The sequence below is a fragment of the Pseudomonas sp. YuFO8 genome, assembly GCF_035065025.1.
GTDB lineage: Bacteria > Pseudomonadota > Gammaproteobacteria > Pseudomonadales > Pseudomonadaceae > Aquipseudomonas > Aquipseudomonas putida_AE.
This window is the reverse complement of sequence record NZ_JAXDEQ010000015.1, coordinates 115,033-137,798: the sequence shown is the minus strand read 5'-3', so window position 1 is coordinate 137,798 and position 22,766 is coordinate 115,033. Positions and strand designations below refer to the sequence as shown.

Genomic DNA, 22,766 nt, shown 5'->3' with positions numbered 1-22,766 from the left:
CAAAAAAGACCCGCGTCACCGCGGGTCTTCTGTTTCAACTAGGTTCCGGATTTGATCTTGGTCCAGGCCCGGGTGCGTGCGCGTTCGGCATCCCGTGGCAAGGGTTGCAGGGTGTAGAGCGTGCCCATCGCCGCTTCGGTCGGGTACAGGTTGGGGTTGTTGCGGATCGCCGGGTCCACCAGTTCCGTGGCGTCCTTGTTCGGGTTGGGATAACCCACGAAGTCGCTGACCGGCGCGATCACCTGGGGTTGCAGCAGGTAGTTGATGAAGGTGTAGGCGTCCTCCGGGTTCTTCGCGCCTTTGGGGATGGCGAGCATGTCGAACCAGATCGGCGCGCCTTCCTTGGGCAGGCGCATGTCGACGACCACACCGTTCTTGGCTTCCTTGGCGCGGTTGGCGGCCTGGGAGAAGCTGCCGGAGTAACCGACCGCGACGCAGATGTCGCCGTTGGCGATGTCGGCCATGTACTTGGAGGAGTGGAAGTAGGTGACGTACGGACGGATCTTCATCAGCAGCGCTTCAGCCTTGTCGTAGTCCGCGGGCTTCTTGCTGTTGGGGTCCAGGCCCAGGTGTTGCAGGGCCAGGGGCAGGATCTCCGAGGGTGAGTCGAGCAGGGCGACGCCGCACTGCTTGAGCTTGCTGATGTTTTCTTCCTTGAAGATCAGGTCCCAGCTGTCCACCGGTGCGTCGGCCCCCAGTGCGGCCTTGACCTTGTCGGGGTTGAAGCCGATCAGGATGGTGCCGTACATGTAGGGCACGGCGAACTTGTTGCCCGGGTCGTTGGCCTCGATCAGCTTCATCAGCTTGGGATCGAGGTGGTTCCAGTTCGGCAACTTGCTGCGATCCAGCGGCTGGAACACGCCGGCTTCGATCTGCTTGGCCAGGAACACGTTGGACGGCACCACCACGTCGTAGCCGGAGTTGCCGGTCAGCAGCTTGGCTTCCAGCGCCTCGTTGGTGTCGAAGATGTCATAGACCAGTTTGACCTGGGGGTTCTGCGCCTTGAAATCCTCCAGGGCCTTGGGGGTGATGTAGTCGAACCAGTTGTAGACGCGCAGCGTTCGTTCTTCGGCGTGAGCGCCAGTACTGAGCAGCGCCGCGCACAGGGCCGGAGCAATGACCTGCTTGATCTTGTTCATTGTTCAAAACCTTCCAGCACGTTCACCGCGTTGATGCCGATTTCTTCCACCGCGTAACCGCCTTCCATGACAAACAGCGTCGGTTTGCCGAGGGCGGCGATGCGCTTGCCCATCGCCAGATAATCAGGGCTGTCGAGCTTGAATTGCGAGATCGGGTCGTCCTTGAACGTATCCACGCCCAGGGATACGACGACGATGTCGGCGCCATAGCTTTCGATCTCGTTGCAGGCTTGCTCCAGTGCAGCGCTCCAGGCATCCCAGCCACTGCCGGCGGGCAGGGGATAGTTGAAGTTGAAGCCTTCCCCGGCGCCTTCGCCGCGCTCGTCTTCATAGCCGAGGAAGAACGGGAACTCGGCTTCCGGATGGCCGTGGATCGAGGTGAACAGCACGTCGCTGCGCTCATAGAAAATCGACTGGGTGCCGTTGCCGTGGTGGTAGTCGACGTCGAGGATCGCGACTTTCTTGTGGCCCTGGTCGAGGAAGGCCTGGGCGGCGATGGCGGCGTTGTTGAGGTAGCAATAACCGCCCATCAAGTCGCTGGCGGCGTGGTGCCCCGGTGGACGGCACAGGGCGAACGCACCGCGGGCGCCGCGCTGGATCTCTGCCTGTGCGGTGAGTGCGACTTGCGCCGCGCTGTAGGCCGCTTGCCAGGTGCCGGCGGTGATCGGCGCGCCGCCGTCGAAACTGTAGTAGCCGAGCTGACCGTGCAGGCTGGTGGGCTTGATGCTGCGCAAGGTGCGGGCCGGCCAGGTGTAGGGCAGCAGGTCACCGTCGGTGTTGAACTCGGTCCAGCGCGCCCAGGCGCCTTTGAAAAAATCGAGATAATCGCGGCTGTGGATACGTTCTATCGGGCCGAGGCCGAAATCCCCGGGTGCCTCGACGGGGCCCAGGTTCTGCTTTTGCACCCGTTGCAACACGTGGTCGGCACGCGAAGGCATCTCGAAGCAGGGCTTGAGTTGCCCGTCGATCAATTCACAGCGGCCGTGGTGCAGGTGGTGATCGTCCGAGTAGATCGTCAGCATTTTGTTGTTCTCCGCAGGCTGTTTCGGTTGCATACAGTCTTGCGGCGTCGAGCGTTTCGGAGAACGGCAGGAAAGGCCAAAAGGGGATCAATATGGCCAAAATGATTGACCGAAATTCGCCCCTTGTACCTGTAGGAGCTGCCGAAGGCTGCGATCTTTTGATCTTCAAGGCCGAAACTGACTGGGCGCGACCCCACTCCAGCGCACAAACGCATGGCGGAAACTCGCGGTCTCGCTGAAACCCAACGCTTCGGCAATCCGATAGATCGGCATCTGGTCCTCACACAACATCTGCTTGGCCTGCTCGAATCTCAACTCATCCAGCAATTCCTGATAACTGCACCCCAGATCCTTGAGATGCCGACGCAAGGTGCGCGCTGAACAATTCATCTGCTCGGCCAAGCCTTCAAGCCCAGGCGCGGGATTCAGCTGCGCGCTGAGCAACTGGCGAATCCGCCCCAACCATGCCTGGCGTCCGGTGAACTCGGTGTTCTGCTTGCGGCAGCGTTCGGCCATGGCCTGGTGGGTGATGACATCCGCCAGCGGCAGGGGTTGATCGAGCCAGCGCTTGTCGAAGGCAAAGGCATTGTTGCGTGCCCCGAAGTGCAGCGGGCAGTCGAAGTGTTCGGCGTAGCTCGCCTCATAGTCGGGCGCGGCATGTTCGAAGCGCGCGGCGAGCAGCGGCAGGACATGCCCGAGCAGGTCGTCGCAAATGACTTTCAGCGACACCAGGCAGAACTCGGCGTTGAACACCGCCAGCGCCGGATTCTCCCGGTAATCGGCGGCGACGAACCAGACGCGTTCGTCGTCCTCTTCCAGGCTCAGCTCGAAAAGTGTTCCCAACAGCGCCGGATAACGCATCGCCAGGCGTAACGCGTCACCGAAGGTGGCACTGGTGAGCAGGGCATAGCCCAGTATGCCGTAGGACGAAACGTGCATCCGTTGGCCCAGTTCCAGGCCGATATCACGCTTGAGCGCGACGGCGTTGGCGCAGACCTGCATTTCCTGGTTGGTGGTAATACGGGTGTCCGCCCGGCTCAGGTCCGCGGCGCTGATGCCGCTGCCGGCCAACAAGGCTTCGCTGGACAGGCCTTCGGCCTTGAAGGCGTTGAGCACCAGGGAGACGGCGTTGAGGGTGGTCAGATGGGAGTGGAGCATGCTCGGTTCCAGCGTGGGAGTGCTGGAACCGAGCAACTTGTGTGCCGGTTTGAGTCAGTGAGCCTTAATGGCTACTCAACAACGAAGCTGCACCGGCACCGCCGAACAGTCCGGCACTGACCCGGTTGAACCAGCTCTGGCCCTTGCCGCTACGCAAATACCGCGCCGCGCCATGGGCACCGAGGCCGTAGGCCAGCTTGCACAGCAGGTCGAGTACGGTCCAGGTAGCGATCATCACCAGCAGTTGCGGCAGGAAGGGTTGCTCGGCGCTGAGGAACTGCGGCAGGAATGCGGCGAAGAACAGGATGTCCTTCGGATTGCTGGCGCCCAGCATGAAGGCTCGCCCGAACAATGCGCGAAAGCGTGGAATCGCTGTCGCCTGAGGCACTTCGGCGCCGTGGGACGGTTGGCGCGATTGCTGCCAGCTCTGCCAGGCGAGGTAGAACAGGTACAACGCGCCGACGATTTTCAATGCGCTGAACAACTGTTCCGATGCCAGCAGCAGGGCGCCCAGGCCCAGTGCCGAAGCACTCAACAGGCAGATCGAGGCAATCACGCCGCCGAGAAACGCCGGGTAGGAACGGACCAGGCCGTAATTCAGACTGTTGCTGATCATCAGCAAAGACAGTGGCCCCGGGATCAGGATCACCACCAGCGCAGCGCCGCTGAACAGCAGCCAGGTTTCCAGACTCATCACTTTCCTCCATTTGCACAAAAGCCTCACCCGACGGGGTGAGGCTGGTTTCTAGCGCGTCCCGCCGAGGTTTACAGGAAGATGAACTTGGCAATGAAGATTGCGCAGAGCACCCACAAACTGACGGAAATTTCCTTGTACTTGCCAGTGCCGGCCTTCAGCGCCACGTAGGTGATGAAGCCCAGCGCGATGCCGTCGGCGACCGAGAAGGTCAGGGGCATCATGATTGCCGTGACGATCGCCGGAATGCTGTCGGTCGCCTCGTCCCATTCGATGTGGGCCATGCCGCCCATCATCAGCATGGCCACATAGATCAGCGCACCGGCGGTTGCGTAGGCGGGGATCATCCCGGCCAGCGGAGCGAAGAACATGGCTGCAATAAATAGCACACCTACGGTCACAGCGGTAAGACCAGTCCGACCACCTGCCGCGACGCCAGCAGCACTTTCCACGTAGCTGGTGACCGGTGGAACGCCCACTACCGCACCAAACACACTGGAGGCACTGTCGGCTTTCATGGCGCGCGAGAGGTTTTCGATCTTGCCGTCAGCGTTCACCAGGTTGGCGCGCTGGGCCACCCCCATCAAGGTGCCGGCGGTGTCGAACATGTGCACGAAGAGGAAGGCCAGCACCACGCTGATCATGCTGACGTTGAACACGCCGGCGACGTTCATGGCCATCCAGGTCGGGGCCAGGCTCGGCGGGGCTGACATGATGCCCTCGTAGTGCACCAGGCCCAGGCCCCAACCGGCCAGGGTCACGGTGATGATGCTGATGAGGATCGCGCCGAAAACCTTGTGATAGCTGAGGATGGCGATCATCAGGAAGCACACGGCGGCGAGCAGCGGGCCAGGCTCGCGCAGGGAACCGAGCTTGATCAAGGTCGCCGGGCTATCGACGACGATGCCCGCGGTTTTCAAGCCGATCAGCCCGAGGAACAGGCCAACGCCTGCGCCCATGGCGAAGCGCAGGCTGACGGGGATGCTGTTGAGCAGCCATTCGCGGATCCGCGAGAAGGTCAGGATCATGAACAGCACACCGGAGACGAACACCGCCCCCAACGCGGTTTCCCAGTTGTAGCCCATGGTGCCGACCACGGTGTAGGTGAAGAAAGCGTTCAAGCCCATGCCCGGCGCCAGGCCGACCGGCCAGTTGGCGTAAAGGCCCATCAACAGGCAGCCCAGGGCGGCGGCAATGCAGGTGGCGACGAACGCCGCGCCATGGTCGATCCCGGCGTCGGCCATGATGTTGGGGTTGACGAAGATGATGTAGGCCATGGTGATGAAGGTTGTCAGACCGGCAATCAGCTCGGTCTTCACCGTGGTGCCATGCAAGCTGAGTTTAAAGATGCGCTCCAGCCAGCCATTGCGTAGAGGCGGCGAGAGATCCAGCGTCGATGCTTCGGATTTGCGGCTTTCCACAGCGAGGTACTCCTCAAGAGTTTTATTGTTATTTCCAGGGCCGGACCCATGAGGGTGGCAGCGGCCCTTTGAGGCACTTGCGAATTTGTTGACCGATAGGTCAGGAACTCGCACGAAGTGGATTATGCTTTTGTATACAAATAAAGCAAATAATGTTTTTGGTTTTGTCGACGAAAAGTTTGGCAATAGGGATATATCGCCTTCGTGGGCCTCATCGCCAGCAGGCTGGCTCCCACAGATTTTGTGTACACCACAGATCACTGTGGGAGCCAGCCTGCTGGCGATAGGGGCAGAACAGTCAATCAACAACAGCCTGACTTTTCCCAAGCGCCAGATTCACCGCCAACCACCCATTCACCGCCGACTCCCCGGCCTCGGCAAACACCCGCTCAAGCAATTTCACCTGCTCACGCCGCAGCGCCTGCTCAAACCGCGCACCCTCGGCGGTCAATTCCAGCAGCCGCTTACGCTTGTCCGTCTCGGATGCCACGCTGTCCACCAAATGCATTTCCAGGAGTTGGCGCAACGGCATGTTCAACGCCTGCTTGCTCACGCCCAGCAACGCCAGCAACTCCTTGACGCTCAGGTTCGGGTAACGGGCAATGAAAAACACGATGCGTTGATGCACCCGACTCAAGCCGCGCCGCTCGAGCATTTCATCGGCCTTGGCGGTAAAGGCCTGGTAACCGAAGAAAAACGCTTCCATGGCCTGCTGTTGGGAAATCGGGTTTTTAAGGTCAATCATGTTGACGTATCCGCTCGGGCTGTCGTAATTTCAGTCAACAAGTTTGACTTATTTTCCCTTGGCCTTGCTACCGGTGACTCCCATGGCTTTTTCCGAACGTGTCTCGCGCCTTAAAAGTTCCTTGATCCGTGAAATCCTCGCGGCCGCCCAGCGTCCGCAGGTGATGTCGTTCGCCGGCGGCTTGCCGGCCGAAGCCATGCTGCCGAAAGTCGACTGGGACCAGATGCCGGTGTCCATGGGCCAATACGGCATGAGTGAAGGCGAACCGGCCTTGCGCGAAGCCCTGGCGGCACAGGCGCGCGCGTTGGGTGTGCCATGCGAGGCGAATCAGGTCTTGGTGGTCAGTGGCTCCCAGCAAGCCCTCGACCTGGCCGCCAAGCTGTATATCGACAAAGGCACCGAGATTCTGCTCGAAGCACCGACCTACCTGGCGGCGCTGCAGATCTTCCAGCTGTTCGGAGCCCATTGCCTCACCGTGCCGCTGCAAGCCGCTGGCCCGGACCTGGCGCAACTGCGCGCGCGCCTGGAAACACATCGCCCGGCGTTCATCTACCTGATCCCGACGTTCCAGAATCCATCGGCGGTGCGTTACAGCGAAGCCAAGCGCGAGGCGGTCGCGGCTTTGCTGGATGAGTTTGGCGTGACCCTGATCGAAGACGAGCCTTACCGTGAGTTGACCTTCGATGGCGGCAGCGCCCAACCGATTGCCGGTCGCCTGAAGAAAGCCAGTTGGATCTACACCGGCACCGTGTCGAAAACCTTGCTGCCGGGCCTGCGTGTCGGCTATCTGATCGCCAGTCCAGACCTGTTCCCGCACCTGTTGAAGCTCAAGCAATCGGCGGACCTGCACACCAATCGGGTCGGCCAGTGGCAGGCGCTGCAATGGCTCGGCAGCGAGCCCTATCAGCAGCACCTGAGTGAATTGCGGGGATTTTACCGGGTGCGCCGCGACGCATTCCAGGTGGCGCTGCAAAGGCATTTTGCCGATCTGGCGGATTGGAACGTTCCTCAGGGCGGGCTGTTTTTCTGGCTGACGCTCAAGCAACCGCTGGACACCCGGACGTTGCTCAATGCGGCGCTGGCCAATGACGTGGCGTTCATGCCGGGTGAGCCGTTCTTCCCTGAGCCGGACAATCATCACGGGCATCTGCGGCTCAACTTCAGCCACATTGATCCGGTGCGGCTGGAGGAGGGGATAAAGCGATTGGCGGCGGTGGTGCGGCAGGCTCAGGCGGCCTGAAGAAAAAAACCGGCTCAATGGCCGGTTTTTTGTCTGGATTTTGCGGTGTTTGTGCCGGTCTCATCGCCAGCAGGCTGGCTCCCACAGGGGATTTGTGGTGTTCACAAAACCTGTGGGAGCCAGCCTGCTGGCGATAGGGCCGTCAATCACACCCCAAATACATCAGGCTGCAGCAAACCGCTTGTCCAGATAATCAATGATCACCTTGGACTCATACATCCAGGTCGTCTGCCCATTCTCTGCGATTCGCAGGCACGGCACCTTGATCTTGCCACCTTGCTCGAGCAGGGTTTGGCGATCCGTTTCGCTGTTCTTCGCATCACGCAAGGCCACCGGTACGTTCAGGCGACGCAGGGTGCGGCGGGTTTTCACGCAGAACGGGCAGGCATGGAACTGATACAGGGTCAGGTCCTTGGCGGCGGCTTCGACCTGGGCCTGGGCGGCGGCAGGGCGCTGCTTCTTGCCGGGGCGGGTGATGAAGTCGATGAAGATGATCAGTTGGCCAAGGCCGACACGAAGCGCTTTTACGAACACGTTGAAGCCTCACGGTGCTATTGGAGAAAGGCGCGCAGCTTACCTGATTTTTCCCGGACGAAAAAAAACCGGCGATGAATGCCGGTTCTCTTCGTGGGGCGAATTACTTGATCAGGCTGAGAAATTCGCTGCGAGTCGCGGCGTTCTCACGGAACTCGCCCAGCATCACCGAGGTGATCATCGACGAATTCTGCTTTTCCACACCGCGCATCATCATGCACATGTGCTTGGCCTCGATCACCACGGCAACGCCCAGGGCGCCGGTGACCTGCTGGACGGCATCGGCAATCTGGCGGCTGAGGTTTTCCTGGATCTGCAGGCGGCGGGCGTACATATCGACGATCCGCGCGACTTTCGACAAGCCCAGTACCTTGCCACTCGGGATGTAGGCCACGTGGGCCTTGCCGATGAACGGCAGCAGGTGGTGTTCGCACAACGAGTACAACTCGATGTCCTTGACCAGCACCATTTCGCTGTTGTCGGAGCTGAAGAGGGCACCGTTGGTGACTTCTTCCAGCGTCTGTTCATAACCGCGGCAGAGGTACTGCATGGCTTTGGCGGCACGTTTTGGCGTGTCGAGCAGGCCCTCGCGGGAGGGATCCTCGCCCAGTTGGCCAAGGATCGCGGTGTAATTCTGTTCCAGGGACATGAAACTACCTGTGGGATTTTACGCAAAGGGCAAGGGTACGGTGACGGACACGACGCTGCAAGCGTGAAGCATCAGCTTTACTCGTCGCGGCCTTCCATCATGGTTCGTTTGAGCATCACATAAACAGCGCCCGCACCGCCATGTTTGGGCTGGCACGAGGTGAAACCCAGTACCTGAGAATGCTGGCGCAGCCAGGTATTGACGTGGCTTTTGATCATCGGCCGCTTGCCGTCCAGGCGCACGGCCTTGCCGTGGGTGACGCGCACGCAGCGGATTTCGAACTTGGTCGCTTCAGCCAGGAAGGCCCAGAGGGTTTCCCGGGCCTTTTCCACGTTCATGCCGTGCAGGTCAAGGCTGCCTTCGAACGGAATCTGCCCGATCTTGAGCTTGCGCATCTGGCTTTCCTGCACGCCGTCGCGGGCCCACATCAGCTCGTCTTCCGGGCCGACGTCGATGACGAACTGGTCGGACAGCCCGTCAACGGTGGTGGCATCGGTACGCACGGTGGCGGCCTGGCGCAATTTTGCGATCTGCGCGCGGTCAGCCTTGGGTTTGCCGGTTTCGGCGCGATCGTGCTTGATCGGCTTGACGCCTTGGATCGCACTTTTGAACAGGGAAAAATCGTCGTCTTGCATGTCAGCCTCCGCGAAGGGCGGCCAGTTTACCCAACTCGAAGGGAATCGGGCGTGAGAAAACGCGCGGCAGCGGGCGACGATGTGCGCTTAGTCGTGTTTTTTCATCAGGTGTGGGGACATGTTCAGCGCGTTCGACTGCCGTGAACGGCGGCGGCAGCGGCGCCACAGCCACACGCCCAGGTACAGCACGAACAGGCCGATGACCAGGATCACTGCCGCCCCCGCGCGGTTGCTGTTCAACTCGCCCAGGGCGGGCATGTGACCGAACAGGGCGGCGGCACCTGCCATCGCCAGCAGCACGCCACAGGTCGCCAGCAAGGCGGCAAAGGCCGCGCCGAATCGAAAACGCCAGTTGCTTTGGCCTTTGGGCCGCAAGCGGCGAGCGTCAAAACCATCGGATAACTTCATTCCGACCTTCCTCAATGGGTATCGGCCCTTCGACCGGAAGTTGACCGGGATGTTCCTGAGGCTAAGACATTTACGGCGAACAAGAGGCTTTTGCGGATGAGCGGCGGCCTGCGCCGCCCATGAACCCTGCTCAGACCAGGTCGTTGGTCAGGGCGAGGGCGGCAAAGTTGTCCGCCATGATCGCCATTTCGGTCTGCTGCACATGCTCGGCGCTCAGCACGCCGCCTTTGTACGGCAGATCGCGGGTGGCGCAGGCGTCTTCCACCAGGGTGCAGCGGAAACCCAGGTTCTTCGCCGCCCGCACGGTGGTGCTGACACTGGAATGGCTCATGAAGCCGCACACCACCAGGTCCACCGAGCCCAGTTCTTCCAGGCGTTTTTTCAGGTCCGTGCCATGGAAGGCACTGGGCAGGATCTTCTCGATCTTGATTTCGCCGGCCAGCGGCTCCAGCCCCGGGATGAACTGGCCACGCTCGCCGCGTGGGTCGAACAGCCCACCAACGGTGCCGAGATGGCTGACATGCACGATGGGCCGGCCGGCCGCACGGGCAGCCGTCACCAATTGCTTGATGTTCGCGACAGCCGCATCCATGCCGCTCAGGGCCAGGGGGCCGCTGAGGTACTCTTTCTGGGCATCGATGATGATCAGGGTCGCATGACTCAGTTTGGCTGCTGCGTAACCGCGGCCGCTGAGTTGAAACATCGTTTGTGGAACGGACATTCTGGGGCTCCTTCGAGTGGGGCTTTTGCGACATTGTCCTCTGGCTGAGCGCTTCTGTGAATCGCTACCATCGTAGGCACCGTCGTTACTGGCGTGCAGCGTTGTCAAGTATGACGTTTTGTTCAAGGGTGGGTGAGAAAACCAGAAGTTTCCTACATTTGCCCCGGTATTTTTCCTGCGTCGTCGAGACGACGTTTGACTGGTAGAATCGCCCGTCGATTTTTCTGGAGTTTACCGTCGTGATCACTTCCCGCCTTCGTACCCTGCGTGACCATATCCGTTGGGCCGTCAGCCGCTTCCATGGGGAGGATCTGTTTTTCGGCCATGGGACCGACAACGCCTGGGACGAAGCCCGTCAACTGGTGTTGGGTGCGCTGCACCTGCCGTGGGAAATCGCCGACAGTTACCTGGACTGCAATCTGGAAGAAGACGAAGTGGCCCACCTGCAGCACCTGCTCAAGCGCCGCATCGAAGAGCGCGTGCCGACTGCTTACCTGCTGGGTGAAGCCTGGTTCTGCGGCCTGTCGTTCATTGTCGATGAGCGCGTGCTGATCCCGCGTTCGCCGATCGGCGAACTGATCGAAAACCGTTTCACGCCATGGCTGGGCACTGAGCCGGCGCGGATTCTCGACCTGTGCACCGGCTCCGGCTGCATCGGTATTGCCTGCGCCTATGAGTTCCAGAACGCAGAAGTGGTGCTGGCCGACCTGTCGTTCGAAGCGCTCGAAGTGGCGAACCAGAACATCGAGCGCCACGGCGTCGACCAGCGTGTCTATACCGTGCAGGGTGATGGCTTCGATGGTCTGCCGGGGCAGCGTTTTGACCTGATCGTGTCGAACCCGCCGTACGTGGACGCCGAGGATTTCGCCGACATGCCGGACGAATACCAGCACGAACCGGAACTGGGCCTGGCCTGCGGCGATGACGGTTTGAACCTGGTGCGGCGCATGCTGGCCGAGGCCGCGGACCACCTGACCGAGAAGGGCTTGCTGATTGTCGAAGTGGGCAACAGCCAGGTGCATGTCGAGGCGTTGTACCCGCAAGTCGATTTCGCCTGGCTGGAATTCGAGCGCGGCGGGCATGGCGTGTTCATGTTAACGGCCGAGCAGTGCCGCGATCATCAGGCATTGTTCGCGTCCCGCGTCTAATTCCTTGAAACCCTATCGCTGGCAGGCCAGCTCCCACAGGTTTTGTGTGTGCCACAACATTTGGGCACGACATGATACCTGTGGGAGCTGGCCTGCCAGCGATGGCATCGCCGCCGACTACCGGTGTGTCGCAATCCAGATCAACAACCCCGCCTGAAACACCGCAAACGCCACCAGACACGCAATGGTAAACCGCAAGCCGGCGTCTTCACGCTGGTATTTGCTGACCTTCTCTTCGTGTTTCTTCAGTTTGACTTCCTGCTCGGCCAGGTTCTGCTCGGCTTGCTGGAGCATCTGCGCCGCCTCGAGAATCTCCACCACCTGCAGTTTTTCGGTGTTCCAGTCGCCCAGCAAGTCACCGACCCTGACTTCCTTGACGCTGCCTTTCAAATGCTGGGCATCGGCGTAGACCACGTCGAAACCGTGCACCCGCAAAAAGTGATCGCGGCGCAGGCGCGTGTCTTCGTTCAGCGCGTCCTTGTTGTTGAGGTCGGTGCCGTCGACGGTGTAGCCAGGCCAGCGTTTCTTCGCCCAGTTGATACCGTAGGCGGCCATGAAGCGGCCGATGCCGCGGTTCAGCGGTTCGATTTGCAGGCCGCTGTCCGGTCCGAAATGCACGCGTTTTTCGAGGTGATCGACCCACACATCCAGATGATTCTGTTCCTTGCGCACCCGCTGGCCGGGCAGGGTGATGCGCATGCGCAGCAGGCTGCGGACCTTGTCTTGGCGCTCGGCATAACCGAACTCGACAAAACGCAGGGGCCGGCCACCGGTGCTCCGATCGGTCTGCAGCGGCGCCAGACGGAGCATTTTCGGGTGCTCGACGTCGACGTCCGCCCAGGGCAGCTCGACCGCTGGCGGTGCCTCTTTTTCAGCGGTGGTGTCGGGTGAAGTCGGGGTATCGGTCATAACGGCGAGATCCTGTCCAAGCTCTACTTGCCGCCAGCCATAGCGCTGGCGACAAAGGCTTATCGGCCGTTTTTTTCAGGACTGGAGTGCTAAAGGCGCTTAAGAGGTGCGAAGTCCGTCAATAAAAGCCAGGATTCGCGTGCCCAGCTCAGCCGCCAACGGCAATTGCGGGTCTTTATAGGAGGCCAATTGCCGTTTCACATCGTTGGGCACGATGCGCATGACGTGGTTCATGCCTTCGATCAGCGCCAGTTCGGCGTCCGGCTTGGCCGCCTTGAGCAGCTTGGCGTCATTGATTCCGACCTGGATGTCGTTGCTGCCTTGGATGATCAGCGCCGGCATTTTCAACCTGGCGAACGCCGCGGCAGGGTCCTGGCGGAACAGTGAAATCAGGTACGGCTGCACACTTGGACGGAAAATCACCTGCAGTTGCGGTGGCACGTTGTCGTCAGTCTTCCCGGCCTTGAGGCTGTCGAGCAGTTGGTTACTGCGCAGCACCAGCGGAGGAGGGAGGCGGTTGCCCAGTTGCTCGCGCAGCACCTGGTCGATCGGCCGGGCGCTGCCGGACATGGAAATCACCGCTGCGGCATCGACGCTGGGGGCCGCGAGGCTGGCGATCAAGGCGCCTTCGCTGTGGCCCAGCAGGATCAGCTGGCTGAAGCGCGGGTCGGTCTTGAGTTTGCGGCCCCAGGCTTCGGTGTCGGCCACGTAGCCTTCCACCGACAGATTGCGTTCGTCAGGGGCTGCCGCCAGGCTCGCCGCCACGCCGCGCTTGTCGTAGCGCACGCTGGCGATGTTGTGTTTGGCCAGTACCCAGGCCAGGCGCTTGAGGCTGTCATTGCGCCCGCCGTCGGGGTTGTTGCCGTCACGATCGGTCGGACCGGAGCCGGAAATGATCAGCACAACCGGCACCGGCGTTTCGGATTTGGGCAGCAGCAACGAGCCGAACAGCTCTCCGGTGCCGGTATCCAGGGTGATCGGCCGCTGCAGGACAGTGGCCTGGGCAAAGCCGGAAATCAGGGTAAGGCTCAAGGCTATAACTCGCAGCATTGTCGGGCCATCATGGTCAAGGTGCCGGTTGGACTCGCCGGCTCCCATAAGGTTCGAGGATGAACTACTTGGATAGCCTGCGTATACTGGCGCGCATTACGTATTCAGGTTCATTTCACGGAGCGTCCTGCATGTCCGGCAATACCTACGGCAAGCTGTTCACTGTCACCACCGCTGGCGAAAGCCATGGCCCGGCGTTGGTCGCCATTGTCGATGGCTGCCCGCCGGGCCTGGAGATTTCCCTGGAGGATCTGCAGCGCGACCTCGATCGCCGCAAGCCCGGCACCAGCCGCCACACCACCCAGCGCCAGGAAGCCGACGAAGTCGAAATCCTCTCGGGGGTGTTCGAGGGTCGCACCACCGGCTGCTCCATCGGCCTGCTGATTCGCAACACCGACCAGAAGTCCAAGGACTACTCGGCGATCAAGGACTTGTTCCGTCCGGCCCATGCCGACTACACCTACCACCACAAATATGGCGAGCGCGATTATCGCGGGGGCGGGCGCAGCTCGGCCCGGGAAACCGCGATGCGCGTGGCGGCCGGTGCGATTGCCAAGAAGTACCTGGCCACCCAGGGCATTGTCATTCGCGGCTACATGAGCCAGCTCGGCCCGATCGAAATCCCGTTCAAGACCTGGGACTCGGTTGAGCAGAACGCCTTCTTCAGCCCTGATCCGGACAAGGTGCCGGAGCTGGAAGCCTATATGGACCAGTTGCGCCGCGACCAGGATTCGGTCGGCGCGAAGATCACCGTGGTCGCCGAAGGCGTGATGCCGGGGTTGGGCGAGCCGATTTTCGACCGACTCGACGCGGAGCTGGCCCATGCGCTGATGAGCATCAATGCGGTCAAGGGCGTGGAAATCGGCGCCGGTTTCGCCAGCGTCGCCCAGCGTGGCACCGAGCACCGCGATGAGATGACGCCAGAAGGTTTCCTTAGCAACAACGCCGGCGGCATTCTCGGCGGCATTTCTTCCGGCCAGCCGATCGTGGCCCACCTGGCGTTGAAGCCGACCTCGAGCATCACCACGCCGGGCCGTTCCATCGACATCCATGGCAACCCGGCGGAAGTCATCACCAAGGGTCGACACGACCCGTGCGTCGGCATCCGCGCCACGCCGATCGCCGAAGCGATGATGGCCATCGTGCTGATGGACCACCTGCTACGCCACCGTGGGCAGAACGCCGATGTGCGGGTGAGCACGCCGGTGCTGGGCCAGATCTAAGACACCGGTGGCGGCCCTCCCGTACTGGCGGCTTTCCAGCTTTTATCTGTTCTATTTCGCCTTGCTCGGTTCGACAGCGCCTTTTCTGGCGCTGTACTTCGATCACCTGGGGTTCTCCGCGGCGCGCATCGGCGAGCTGGTGGCCATCCCCATGCTGATGCGTTGCGTGGCGCCGAACCTCTGGGGCTGGCTCGGCGACTACACCGGGCGGCGGCTGGCCATCGTGCGCCTGGGCGCAGTGTGCACGCTGCTGACGTTTTCGCTGATTTTCGTCAGCCAGACCTATGCCTGGCTGGCGATGGTCATGGCCTTGCATGCGTTCTTCTGGCACGCGGTACTGCCGCAGTTCGAGGTCATTACCCTGGCACACCTGCAAGGGCAAACCTCTCGCTACAGCCAGATTCGCCTGTGGGGCTCCATCGGTTTCATCATTACGGTGGTGGCGCTCGGGCGCTTGTTCGAATGGCTCAGCCTGGATATTTATCCCGCAGCGCTGGTGCTGATCCTGGCCGGGATCGTGCTCAGCAGCCTGTGGGTCCCGAACGCCCAGCCCGTGCAGGGCGAGCGATTGACTGGCGAAGGTTTCCTCGCGCAATTGCGCAGCCCCGGGGTGTTGGCGTTCTACGCGTGCGTGGCGCTGATGCAGATGAGCCATGGGCCCTATTACACCTTTCTCACCCTGCACCTCGAGCGACTGGGTTACAGCCGCGGCGTGATCGGTATGCTCTGGGCCGTCGGCGTGGTGGCGGAAGTGCTGATGTTCATGGCCATGAGCCGGATCCTCGCGCGGTTCTCGGTGCGGCGCGTGCTGCTGGCGAGCTTCCTGCTGGCGGCGTTGCGTTGGCTGCTGCTCGGCTCGTTCGCCGAATTTCTCTGGGTGTTGTTGTTTGCCCAGGTGCTGCACGCGGCGACATTCGGCAGTTTTCACGCCGCGGCCATCCAGTTCGTGCAGCGCAGCTTCGGCCCGCGCCAGCAAGGGCAGGGCCAGGCGTTGTACGCCGCACTGGCCGGCACCGGTGGCGCAATGGGCGCGCTGTATTCCGGTTACAGCTGGAATGCCCTCGGCGCCCCCTTAACCTTTAGTATTGCCAGCCTCGCAGCGCTGGCGGCAGCCGTTATCATTGCCACACGAATGCAAGAGGACACGCGCTCCCTCTTGAACAATCAAGGAGTTGCCAGATGAGTAGCCTGTCCGTTTATCACCTTTCCAGTCCCGACATCCCCAACAAGGTGCTGACCCACTTCGAAGACATTGCTTCGACGCTTGCCGAGCAGGGGGTTCGCTTCGACCGCTGGGAAGCCACGGCGAAGGTCCGCCCCGGCGCTAGCCATGAAGACGTCATCAATGCCTATCAGGCGCCAAGTGACAGTCTGATGACCGAGCACGGGTTGCGTGCGATGGATGTGATCAGCCTTGACCGCGATCACCCGCAAAAAGACTCGATACGCGCAAGCTTCATCGAAGAACAGCGCCAGGACCAGGACGAAGTCATGCTGGTCGCTGCGGGCAGCGCCTTGTTGTGCGTGCGCATCGACGATTACGTCTATGCCGTGCTGTGCGAGAAAAACGACCTGATAATGCTGCCGGCGGGCACGCGGCAGTGGCTGGACATCGGCGAACAGCCTTTTGTCGTTGCGATTCGTCTGTCCAGCAATCAGCCTTGGGTGGCCAATTTCACCGGCGACGACATTGCGGGTCGATTCCCGCGAATGGACGACTGAGCGGTCTGCGAACACAACTCAGGCCGTGAAGCGCCAGCTTGCACGGCCTGATGGTTTACCGAAGCCTGACGCTTACAGCGAATGATAGGTCGGCAGGGCAAAACGCTGCTGGCTTTGCAGCATGGAGATTTGCGGCAACTCGCTGGCCTGTTCGGCCAGGTCGCGGCGAATGGCGCTGATGACCCACGACAGTTGGTCGCCATTGTGCAGCTGCTGGTAGGAAATCGAGCGTTTGAATTCCCGGCCTTCGCTGCGCAAGGTGAGCAGGATGCCGCCGTCAGGTCGATCCTGGGTGATCACGTCGAAGTTGGAGAACAAGGAAGAGAATTTTTCTTGGATCAGGCTCATGTCTATCAGCTCCGTAAGTGCTTGGATGGCAAAGCATGGGGAGGCTGTTGCAGTGATTGTGCCAGTATTTATTCGTAGAAAATATTCATATAAAACAACGACTTATAATTTTTGAAGTTTTTTGCTTTCGTGCAATCTGCATGAATGGCTATCGTGCATCCTGCATTTTGCGGGGTCCTCGGCGATTCGATTGAACCATTTCCCATCCACGCGCTCATCATTTCAAACGTCGGTGTCGCGGATACAAAACATTTCAAAAACCGCGTGTACAGCTGCAGAACCGTTGACGTATTTTCGGGGTCGATCAATGCCGCCCGACAATAAGAAGAGCCAACGGGAACCGCCATGAGCCGCACGCAGCGCGACACCATCACCTGGGGCATGATGCTCCGCAAGCTGCCTTCCATTGCCAAAGCCATTCCTCGCGTGGTCAAGGGCATGAAGGTCGCCAACGTCACGGATCCGACCCAAGCGTGTGGCCTGGGCTGGAGTTTCGAGCAGGCCACCCTGCGTAACCCCGAAGGCCCGGCCTTGCTGTATGGCGAGGTGCAACTGACGTACGCGCAGGTCAACCGTTGGGCCAATTCCATCGCCCATCACCTGATGGCCCAAGGCATCGGCAAGGGCGACGTGGTGGCGGTCTTCATCGAGAACCGCCCGGAACTGCTGGTGACCATTCTGGCGTTGGCCAAGGTCGGCGCCATCAGCGCGTTGCTCAATACCTCGTTAACCCGCGATACCCTTATCCATAGCCTGAACCTGGTGACGCCAGCGGCGATTGTCGTCGGTGCGGAACTGGTCCCGGCCTACCTGGCGGTGCGCGAGCGGGTGTCGATCGAGGTGGCGCGTACCTGGTTCGTCGCCGATCAGGACACCTACAGCCACCCGGGCATAGCGCCCGAAGGGTTCGTCAACCTGATGACCGCCAGCGTTGACGCCTGTAGCGACAACCCCGCCAGCAGTCAGCAGGTCTTTTTCGACGACCCCTGTTTCTACATCTATACCTCGGGCACCACCGGGTTGCCCAAGGCCGGGGTTTTCAAGCACGGGCGCTGGATGCGCAGTTGCGCAAGCTTCGGCATGATCGCGCTGGACATGCGTCCCGAGGACATCGTCTACTGCACCTTGCCCCTGTATCACGCCACCGGCTTGTGCGTGTGCTGGGGCTCGGCCATCAGCGGGGCCTCGGGGTTCGCCATCCGCCGCAAGTTCAGCGCCAGAGAATTCTGGAGCGATGTACGCAAGTACCGGGCGACCACCCTGGGCTACGTCGGTGAGTTATGCCGCTACCTGGTCGACCAGCCTCCCAGTGTCGACGACAGCCAGCACGGCGTGACCAAGATGATCGGCAACGGTTTGCGTCCGGGCGCATGGGGCGAGTTCAAGACGCGCTTCGCGGTCGAGCATATCTGCGAACTGTACGCCGCCAGTGACGGCAACATCGGTTTTACCAACATCCTCAATTTCGACAATACCGTGGGCTTTTCCCTGATGTCCTGGGAGCTGGCGGCGTACGACCACGACAGCGGCGCGCCGACCCGTGGCGCCAACGGTTTCATGCGCAAGGTCGGCAAGGGCGAGCAGGGGCTGCTCCTTGCCAAAATCGACGACAAGGCGCCGCTGGATGGTTACACCGACCCGCACAAGACCGAAAAGGTCGTGCTGCACGACGTGTTCGTCAAGGGTGACCGCTACTTCAACACCGGCGACCTGTTGCGCAACATCGGATTCGGTCATGCGCAGTTTGTCGATCGCTTGGGCGACACCTACCGCTGGAAGGGTGAAAACGTGTCGACCACCGAGGTCGAGAACATCCTGCTGCAGCACCCGAACATTTCCGAGGCCGTGGCCTATGGCGTGGAAGTGAATAACACCAACGGCCGGGCCGGGATGGCCGCGATCACCCCCGCGGAATCCCTGGCGACCCTGGACTTCGACGAGTTGCTGGCTTTTGCCCGGCAGCACATGCCGGCCTACGCGGTGCCGTTGTTTTTGCGGGTGAAAGTGAAAATGGAAACCACCGGGACGTTCAAATACCAGAAGACCCGGCTCAAGGACGAAGCGTTCGACCCCGGCAGGACCGGCGTTGACCCGATCTACGCCTGGTTGCCGGGCACCGACACCTACGTGCAGGTCACCGAGCAGGTCCTGGCGGAGATCCAGGGTGGCAAGCATCGCTATTGAACAGGGCTATGGCCGTGTTCCAGAAAAAAGAAGTGACAGTGACGAGCCCGCTCGGGAAACTGTCGGCTTTGCGAAAAACTGAAAGTGGAGCGTTCAATGTCAGACAACAGCCGCCAGATGACCCCCGAAGAAGCTGCCGAGTTTGCCGAACAGGTCTTCAACAAGGCGCGTGAGGGAGATGCGGCCATGATGGCTGCACTGCTGAGCAAGGGCCTGCCGCCGAACCTGCGCAATCACAAGGGCGACACCCTGCTGATGCTGGCCGCTTACCACGGCCACGTCGACACGGTAAAAGTCTTGCTCGAACACAAGGCCGATCCGGAAATCCGCAACGACAACGGCCAGAGCCCGATTGCCGGCGCGGCCTTCAAGGGTGACCTGGCCGTGATCAAGGCCTTGGTCGAGGGGGGCGCACAGGTCGAAGGTTCGTCTTTCGACGGCCGCACCGCGCTGATGATGGCCGCGATGTTCAACCGCGTCGAAGTGGTCGACTACCTGATCGGTAAAGGTGCCGACCCGCGCGCCAAGGACGCCAACGGCATTACCGCGCTGGATGCCGCCAAGACCATGGGTGCCGTCGATACCGTTGCGCAGCTTGAGAAACTGCTGGGCTGATGGCGTTTCGGGCCAGGTTCGATCAGCCACTTTGCTGATGGACCTGGCCTGACAGGCTCAATAAACCCAGACCTCGACCCGCCGGTTCCTGATCCGCCCCTCATCCTCGCTGTTGGCTGCCACCGGCATCTCGGCGCCGAAACCGCGAACATCACGCAGCACCACGCCACTTTTCACCAGTTCGCGGCGCACTGCCATGGCCCGCAGTTTCGAGAGCAGATCGGCACGTGCCGGGTCGAGCTTGGCATCGCCGAACCCTACCAGCGTTACCCGGCGATCGGTCTTGTCGTGCTGTTTCATGTAGTCGAGCACCCGTGACAGGTCCTGTCGGGCCTTGTTGTCCAGGCTGGCGCTGCCTTCTTCGAAGCGAAAGTTCACCGTCAGGCGCATGGCGTGGCGGCTCAGTGCCTGGTAGCCCTCGGGCATCAACGCGTTCGGCGTGACGTTCATGGCCTGGATGGTTTGGGCAATAAAGCCGTTGGCCGCGACGATCGCCTGGCCCTTGGGGCTTTGCGCGAAGGCCACCAGCGCTTGCGCCCAAGGGTTGTTGCCCTTGGGTGGCAGGTACAGGAACAGGCGCCGGGACAAGGGGTAGTCTTCCGTGGCAATCAGGCTGTTGAGCGGCAGCATGGCCATGGACTGGCCGTCGGCAATCGCCACGGCCTTGGCCGAGCGCACGTAGGGCAGGCCGATGAAGCCGATGCCATGGGGATCCTGAGTGACGGCGTCGGACAGTTGTTCGCTGGATTCAAACCGTTTTGCGCTGCCGCTCAGGGTTTTGCCATGACCACTGAGAACCAGCTCTTTGAAAGTATCGTAGGTGCCGGACTGATCATCGCGCGCATAGAGATGAATGGCGCCGCCTTGGCCACCGAGTTCTTCCCAATTTTTCACTTCGCCGCTGAAAATGCGTGCCAGTTGGGTGGTATCGAGGGTGTTCAACGGGTTTTGCGGATGCAGGATGATCGCCAGTCCATCGATGGCGATGACCTGTTCGGCGGCGGCGCTTTTCAGGTCGCCCAGTGGTTGGAGGCTGACCAGCTCGCTGTCCTTGATCGGCCTGGAAGAGGCAGCGACATCGGCACTGGCGCTTTTCAGCGCGGTGAAGCCGGTACTGGAGCCGTGGGCCGCCAGCTCCACTTCGACCCGACGGCCTTCCAGGGTTACACCGACGATACGCGATTCGTTGGCCTTGTCCGCCGCTTCGCTGTGCACCTTGAGCAGACCCTGCTCGCGCATCAAACCCTCGACCAGCGCCGGCCCCAGTGCCGCGCCAATGGTGTTGGAGCCCTGGATGCGCAACACCGGACCTTGCCCGGGGATCGGTAACGGGCTGGCCGTGGCCGTCGGCGGCAGTCCGATGCACAGTATCAACAGGAACAACACGCGCAGGGTCATGCCGGCACCTAAATGGCCAGAGGAGGTGCCGAGAGATTAAGTCAGTAAGATGTCTTGAATATGACAGAGCAAAAGATCGCAGCCTGCGGCAGCTCCTACATTGGATCGGCGTACTCCTGTAGGAGCTGCCGCAGGCTGCGATCTTTTGGTATTAGCTCAGTTCCAACCAGATCGGCGCATGATCCGACGGCTTCTCCATTCCACGCAGTTCGTAGTCGACACCGGCCGCCTTGACCCGTGGCAACAGACCATGGGAGGCGAGGATCACATCGATCCGCAGCCCGCGCTTGGGCTCATCCTCAAAGCCACGGCTGCGATAGTCGAACCAACTGAAGACGTCAGCCACCTCGGGGTTCAGGTGGCGGAAACTGTCCACCAGGCCCCAGTTCTTCAATCGGGCCATCCACTCGCGCTCTTCAGGCAGGAAGCTGCATTTGCCGGTTTTCAGCCAGCGTTTCATGTTGTCCGGGCCGATGCCGATGTCGCAGTCTTCCGGGGAAATGTTCACGTCGCCCATCACCACCAGCGGCTGGACGTTCTTGAACTGGCTTTCCAGCAGCACCTGGAGGTCGCTGTAGAAACGCTGTTTGGCCGGGAACTTGGTCGGGTGGTCGCGGCTTTCGCCTTGGGGGAAGTAGCCGTTCATGATGGTCACCGGCACACCGTTGGCATCGGCGAAGGTGCCCCAGATGAAACGTCGCTGGGCATCCTCTTCATCGGTGACGAAGCCTTTGTGCAAGGCCAGCGGCTCCTGGCGCGACAGCAGGGCGACGCCGTAGTGACCCTTTTGCCCATGGAAATACACGTGGTAGCCCAGGGCCTTGACCTCTTCAAGCGGGAACTGGTCGTCGTGGACCTTGGTTTCCTGCAACCCGATCACGTCCGGCTGATGCTTTTCGATCAGCGCCGCCAGCTGATGGGGACGGGCGCGAAGCCCGTTGATGTTGAAGGAGACGATCTTCATGCTCGGCAGTCCTGGCAAAAGGGCGATGCTAGCTGACATGGGCAATGGGGGCCAGTGCGGGGTGGGACGAACAGGGTTTCATTGCCTACACTGATTTGCGATCAGCAAGGAACTGTCTCGGCCCCAATGAGCTCGTAACAACAAGAGCGCAGCCCCGCGAGCTGCGTCAGGGAGAACGACCGTCATGCCTGAAACCTCCACCGCCATTGCCGATATCCACATGCTCGACAGCGGCTATTCCCGCGAAGCGCGTTCTCTGCTGTATCAGGCCTACCGCCACGAGCCGACGTTCAGCTACCTGTTCGAAGCCGAGCGTCCCGGCTATGAACAACGGGTGCGCGCCACCGTGCGCGAGCTGGTCAAGCAACACTTTTTCCAGGAGCTGCCGGCCATCGGCCTGCTGGTCAACGACCGGTTGATCGGCATTGCCCTGATCGCGCCGCCACAACGGCGCCTGGGGGTGACGGAAAGTTGGGCCTGGCGCCTGCGCATGGTGCTCAGTACCGGTTTTCGCTGCACCCGGCGCTACCTTGAGTACCACGACGCCGTGGCGGCCTGCGTGCCGAATGACTCGGTGCACGTACTGCCGTTGCTGGGGGTTCACCCGCAATTCCAGGGCAAGCACTTTGGTGAGCAACTGTTGCAGGCGGTGCATAACTGGTGCGCGGTGGATGAAAACTCCCAGGGCGTGATTCTCGACACCGGCAACCCGCGTTATCTCGACTTCTATAAGCGCCAGGGCTACGAAGAAATCGGCGAGGTGGCCGTTGGACCGGTTCGCGAACACGTGTTTTTCCACGCGAATCCGCAGGTATTACATTCAGCAACGGCTTGAGGCC

The 22,766-nt window shown here is 61.1% G+C and carries 24 protein-coding genes; 8 read left to right on the top strand and 16 right to left on the bottom strand.

Features of this window, described 5'->3' with window-relative positions; translation table 11 throughout:
* Positions 1-38 precede the first annotated feature (38 nt).
* The 6 genes from SOP95_RS15865 to SOP95_RS15840 form a co-directional block, all read right to left on the bottom strand.
* A complete protein-coding gene (locus SOP95_RS15865; protein ID WP_323607540.1) occupies positions 39-1,139 on the bottom strand; it encodes a polyamine ABC transporter substrate-binding protein in 1,101 nt (366 codons plus the stop codon).
* Positions 1,136-2,161 carry a histone deacetylase family protein gene (locus SOP95_RS15860; RefSeq protein ID WP_274077662.1) on the bottom strand — a complete coding sequence of 342 codons (1,026 nt, stop codon included), beginning with the start codon at positions 2,159-2,161 and terminating at the stop codon, positions 1,136-1,138. Before SOP95_RS15860 ends, SOP95_RS15865 begins: the two co-directional genes overlap by 4 nt.
* Positions 2,162-2,326: 165 nt before the next feature.
* Positions 2,327-3,319, bottom strand: a complete 993-nt coding sequence (locus tag SOP95_RS15855) for an AraC family transcriptional regulator (RefSeq protein WP_323607539.1) — start codon at positions 3,317-3,319, stop codon at positions 2,327-2,329.
* Between the two features lie 64 nt (positions 3,320-3,383).
* On the bottom strand, positions 3,384-4,013 hold the full coding sequence (locus tag SOP95_RS15850) for a LysE family translocator (RefSeq protein WP_323607538.1): 630 nt from the start codon (positions 4,011-4,013) through the stop codon (positions 3,384-3,386).
* Between the two features lie 71 nt (positions 4,014-4,084).
* A complete protein-coding gene (locus SOP95_RS15845) occupies positions 4,085-5,434 on the bottom strand; it encodes an NCS2 family permease (protein WP_095196825.1) in 1,350 nt (449 codons plus the stop codon).
* A gap of 298 nt (positions 5,435-5,732) precedes the next feature.
* Complete coding sequence (locus SOP95_RS15840; RefSeq protein ID WP_323607537.1) at positions 5,733-6,179, bottom strand: MarR family winged helix-turn-helix transcriptional regulator; 447 nt, start codon at positions 6,177-6,179, stop codon at positions 5,733-5,735.
* An 82-nt stretch (positions 6,180-6,261) separates the two neighbouring features.
* On the opposite strand from SOP95_RS15840, the gene SOP95_RS15835 reads away from it, so the two are divergent.
* Positions 6,262-7,419: an aminotransferase-like domain-containing protein gene (locus SOP95_RS15835; protein ID WP_323607536.1), complete on the top strand. Its 1,158-nt coding sequence runs from the start codon at positions 6,262-6,264 to the stop codon at positions 7,417-7,419.
* Between the two features lie 162 nt (positions 7,420-7,581).
* Here SOP95_RS15835 and SOP95_RS15830 read toward each other — a convergent pair whose 3' ends face one another.
* The 5 genes from SOP95_RS15830 to SOP95_RS15810 form a co-directional block, all read right to left on the bottom strand.
* Entirely contained in the window at positions 7,582-7,953 is a 372-nt protein-coding gene (locus tag SOP95_RS15830) for a glutathione S-transferase N-terminal domain-containing protein (protein ID WP_323607535.1), read from the bottom strand.
* Positions 7,954-8,056: 103 nt separating this feature from the next.
* Entirely contained in the window at positions 8,057-8,602 is a 546-nt protein-coding gene (gene folE, locus SOP95_RS15825) for a GTP cyclohydrolase I FolE (protein ID WP_046815589.1), read from the bottom strand.
* Positions 8,603-8,679: 77 nt separating this feature from the next.
* Positions 8,680-9,237 carry a Smr/MutS family protein gene (locus tag SOP95_RS15820; protein ID WP_007898817.1) on the bottom strand — a complete coding sequence of 186 codons (558 nt, stop codon included), beginning with the start codon at positions 9,235-9,237 and terminating at the stop codon, positions 8,680-8,682.
* A gap of 87 nt (positions 9,238-9,324) precedes the next feature.
* The gene (locus SOP95_RS15815; RefSeq protein WP_274077668.1) at positions 9,325-9,645 is read right to left on the bottom strand and encodes a hypothetical protein; all 321 of its coding nucleotides are present in this window, start codon (positions 9,643-9,645) and stop codon (positions 9,325-9,327) included.
* A gap of 130 nt (positions 9,646-9,775) precedes the next feature.
* Positions 9,776-10,366, bottom strand: coding sequence for a cysteine hydrolase family protein (locus tag SOP95_RS15810; RefSeq protein ID WP_274077669.1), 591 nt, complete (start codon positions 10,364-10,366; stop codon positions 9,776-9,778).
* Positions 10,367-10,605: 239 nt separating this feature from the next.
* Between SOP95_RS15810 and prmB the strand changes: the two genes are divergently transcribed.
* Positions 10,606-11,514, top strand: coding sequence for a 50S ribosomal protein L3 N(5)-glutamine methyltransferase (prmB, locus tag SOP95_RS15805; RefSeq protein ID WP_323607534.1), 909 nt, complete (start codon positions 10,606-10,608; stop codon positions 11,512-11,514).
* Between the two features lie 117 nt (positions 11,515-11,631).
* On the opposite strand, the gene SOP95_RS15800 is transcribed toward prmB, so the two are convergent.
* Entirely contained in the window at positions 11,632-12,423 is a 792-nt protein-coding gene (locus SOP95_RS15800; protein WP_274077671.1) for a hypothetical protein, read from the bottom strand.
* Positions 12,424-12,522: 99 nt separating this feature from the next.
* On the bottom strand, positions 12,523-13,521 hold the full coding sequence (locus SOP95_RS15795; RefSeq protein ID WP_323607533.1) for an alpha/beta hydrolase: 999 nt from the start codon (positions 13,519-13,521) through the stop codon (positions 12,523-12,525).
* Positions 13,522-13,604: 83 nt separating this feature from the next.
* On the opposite strand from SOP95_RS15795, the gene aroC reads away from it, so the two are divergent.
* The 3 genes from aroC to SOP95_RS15780 are packed head-to-tail and all read left to right on the top strand — an operon-like array spanning position 13,605 to position 16,418.
* Positions 13,605-14,696 carry a chorismate synthase gene (aroC, locus tag SOP95_RS15790; RefSeq protein WP_274077673.1) on the top strand — a complete coding sequence of 364 codons (1,092 nt, stop codon included), beginning with the start codon at positions 13,605-13,607 and terminating at the stop codon, positions 14,694-14,696.
* Positions 14,697-14,703: 7 nt separating this feature from the next.
* Positions 14,704-15,879: an MFS transporter gene (locus SOP95_RS15785; RefSeq protein ID WP_274077674.1), complete on the top strand. Its 1,176-nt coding sequence runs from the start codon at positions 14,704-14,706 to the stop codon at positions 15,877-15,879.
* Positions 15,876-16,418, top strand: a complete 543-nt coding sequence (locus SOP95_RS15780) for an acireductone dioxygenase (protein WP_323607532.1) — start codon at positions 15,876-15,878, stop codon at positions 16,416-16,418. The genes SOP95_RS15785 and SOP95_RS15780 overlap by 4 nt, the downstream gene beginning before the upstream one ends.
* A gap of 72 nt (positions 16,419-16,490) precedes the next feature.
* Here SOP95_RS15780 and SOP95_RS15775 read toward each other — a convergent pair whose 3' ends face one another.
* Positions 16,491-16,766, bottom strand: coding sequence for a DUF3509 domain-containing protein (locus SOP95_RS15775; RefSeq protein ID WP_274077676.1), 276 nt, complete (start codon positions 16,764-16,766; stop codon positions 16,491-16,493).
* Between the two features lie 345 nt (positions 16,767-17,111).
* Between SOP95_RS15775 and SOP95_RS15770 the strand changes: the two genes are divergently transcribed.
* Positions 17,112-18,950, top strand: a complete 1,839-nt coding sequence (locus SOP95_RS15770; protein WP_323607531.1) for a long-chain-acyl-CoA synthetase — start codon at positions 17,112-17,114, stop codon at positions 18,948-18,950.
* Between the two features lie 96 nt (positions 18,951-19,046).
* A complete protein-coding gene (locus tag SOP95_RS15765; protein ID WP_274077678.1) occupies positions 19,047-19,565 on the top strand; it encodes an ankyrin repeat domain-containing protein in 519 nt (172 codons plus the stop codon).
* A 57-nt stretch (positions 19,566-19,622) separates the two neighbouring features.
* Here SOP95_RS15765 and SOP95_RS15760 read toward each other — a convergent pair whose 3' ends face one another.
* Both SOP95_RS15760 and xthA read right to left on the bottom strand, forming a co-directional pair.
* Entirely contained in the window at positions 19,623-20,963 is a 1,341-nt protein-coding gene (locus tag SOP95_RS15760) for a phosphate ABC transporter substrate-binding/OmpA family protein (RefSeq protein ID WP_323607530.1), read from the bottom strand.
* 151 nt (positions 20,964-21,114) lie between these two features.
* A complete protein-coding gene (gene xthA / locus SOP95_RS15755; protein WP_323607529.1) occupies positions 21,115-21,927 on the bottom strand; it encodes an exodeoxyribonuclease III in 813 nt (270 codons plus the stop codon).
* Positions 21,928-22,111: 184 nt separating this feature from the next.
* On the opposite strand from xthA, the gene SOP95_RS15750 reads away from it, so the two are divergent.
* On the top strand, positions 22,112-22,762 hold the full coding sequence (locus SOP95_RS15750) for a GNAT family N-acetyltransferase (RefSeq protein ID WP_274077681.1): 651 nt from the start codon (positions 22,112-22,114) through the stop codon (positions 22,760-22,762).
* Positions 22,763-22,766 lie beyond the last annotated feature (4 nt).